Genomic DNA, 1,862 nt, shown 5'->3' with positions numbered 1-1,862 from the left:
GTTCGCGTGCGACCGCTTCCGCCGGATCCGACGGGTACTCGACGTCGACGAGGGTCCCGAAGAGATCGAAGGTGACTGCCACGATACCACCGTTAGGGACAAACCCGGATTGAAGCTGTCGGTCGGTGAAACGGATTCGACGGAAGTCACACGCCGGCGATCGCGCGGTGGCAGTCACGCGACGACGCGTCGGAGACGGGCCGCGGTCACACCCCGAAGTGGAGCGTGAGAAGCCGGTAGACGCCGGTCACCCACGCGCACAGCCACAGCAGCATGAAGCCCGCGACACCGGCGCGGAGTCGCTTCCGCCAGTGGCCCATGTCCTCGTGGATCTCGTCGATGTCGACGTCGAGGTCCTCGTACGCGTCGGCGTTCCGCTTCGCCTGAAAGATCCGGACGATACCGGTCAGCGCGAACGCCAGCATGGCGTACGCCTGAACGCCGAAGAAGGCGTGGAGGATCGCCATGCCCGTCAGCTGATCGAGGACGCGCGGGATCATCCACCCGACGAGGGGGACGGTCGTGAGCAGGAGTCCGGCGACGATGTACCGCAGGTGTCGCATCAACACGTTCCACGACACCGTCTCGGCGTCGATCATGATCCACGCGCCGTACAGGAGGAAGGGGAGACTCGTCGTCACGGACACCCCGGCCAGCGCCGCGATGACCGACTCGTCGACCATGCGAGCGGCTATGCGCTCCGGCGCGTAAAGCCCCGCGATCCGCGGCCGACGGGCCGGTCTCGTCGCCCGGGCGCGGACGAAAACAGTTAGCGTCAGGAGCACGTACCGCCGAAGCGATGGAGGACACCTCGACGCGGTCGGAGTCGGAGTCGCCGCCGGAGGAGCCGGCAGACCCGGCGTCCGACGGTTCGGGAGACCCGGACGCGGAGACCGAAAACGGTGGGTCCCGCCCGACCGCCTCCGACGGCGCTTCCGAGGACGAGACCGACATCGAGGCGCTCCGCGAGCGCGTCGAGTCGGAGTACGACTTCGACGACTTCGGTCCCTCGGACATGGCGCAGATGAGCGCCGAGGAGTGGGACGCCGCCTTCGACCCGGACACGTGGATCACGGGCGACCGGCTCCTCGACCGCGTCGACGCCGAGCTGAAGTCCCGGATCGCGACCCGCGACGTGTTCGGGGTCCTAGAGCGCGTCCGCGAGGACGGCGAGGAGCGCATCCTCGTCTACTCCGACGGAGGGGTACGCGATCATCCCGCCCCACCGGCGAGGTGCGCGGCGAGGGGACGGTCCTCCGCGACATCCGAACCCGTCGTCGCGCTCGCCGCGTATGGACTCCTACGAGGTGCCCGAGCCGCCCGACGACTGGTCGCCTCCCCCATCCGGACAGCGTCCCGGAGGGGTCCGGCGAGTTCGGCAACCTCGTGATACAGGTCGTCGCCGCGATTCAGGTGCTGGCCGGCATCGCCCTCCTCGTCGCGAGCGCCGTTGCCGACCTCGGGACCATCGTCGCACCGGCGATGGGGATCGTCTTCCTGCTCGTCGGCGGGTTCCTGTTCGCGATGGTGGCGAACGCGCGGCTCTCCGACCGGTTCCGTTCGGAGGAGTACCGGGACCGACTGCGGGCGCTCCGCGAGGCCAAAGAGCGGCCCGAGTTCGTCCCGGTCGAGGACGGCGTCGTGACCGACGAGGCCCCCGGCGAAAGCGATCGCGACCGAGACGAGTAATCCGCCGATTTCGGCGGTTTCAGGCCCCGAAACCCCCTCCACGTCGGCGGTTTCAGTCGGTGGGTTTAAGCGCACCCCGTCCTGAGTAAAACCGTATGAAAAGGCGGGACTTCGTGCGGACGGCCGGCGGCGCGACCGCCGCCGTCGCGGCCTCCGCCGGGGCGACCGGAACG

Annotated in this window: 1 protein-coding gene and 3 pseudogenes (1 of these 4 running past the window's edge); 2 read left to right on the top strand and 2 right to left on the bottom strand. The window is 69.0% G+C overall.

Going from position 1 to position 1,862, the window contains the following annotated elements; translation table 11 throughout:
• Positions 1-82, bottom strand: a pseudogene (locus BN903_RS16755) (HAD family hydrolase); the annotation flags it as partial.
• 124 nt (positions 83-206) lie between these two features.
• The gene (locus BN903_RS09380; protein ID WP_048077479.1) at positions 207-683 is read right to left on the bottom strand and encodes a hypothetical protein; all 477 of its coding nucleotides are present in this window, start codon (positions 681-683) and stop codon (positions 207-209) included.
• Between the two features lie 116 nt (positions 684-799).
• On the opposite strand from BN903_RS09380, the pseudogene BN903_RS09375 reads away from it, so the two are divergent.
• Both BN903_RS09375 and BN903_RS09370 read left to right on the top strand, forming a co-directional pair.
• Positions 800-1,689 (top strand): annotated as a pseudogene (locus BN903_RS09375) (hypothetical protein).
• A gap of 95 nt (positions 1,690-1,784) precedes the next feature.
• A pseudogene (locus BN903_RS09370) lies at positions 1,785-1,862 on the top strand (plastocyanin/azurin family copper-binding protein) (it continues 385 nt past the right edge of the window).

It is taken from the genome of Halorubrum sp. AJ67 (genome assembly GCF_000513435.1).
Note: the sequence above shows the minus strand (reverse complement) of the source record. Positions and strands in the feature narration are given on the sequence as shown.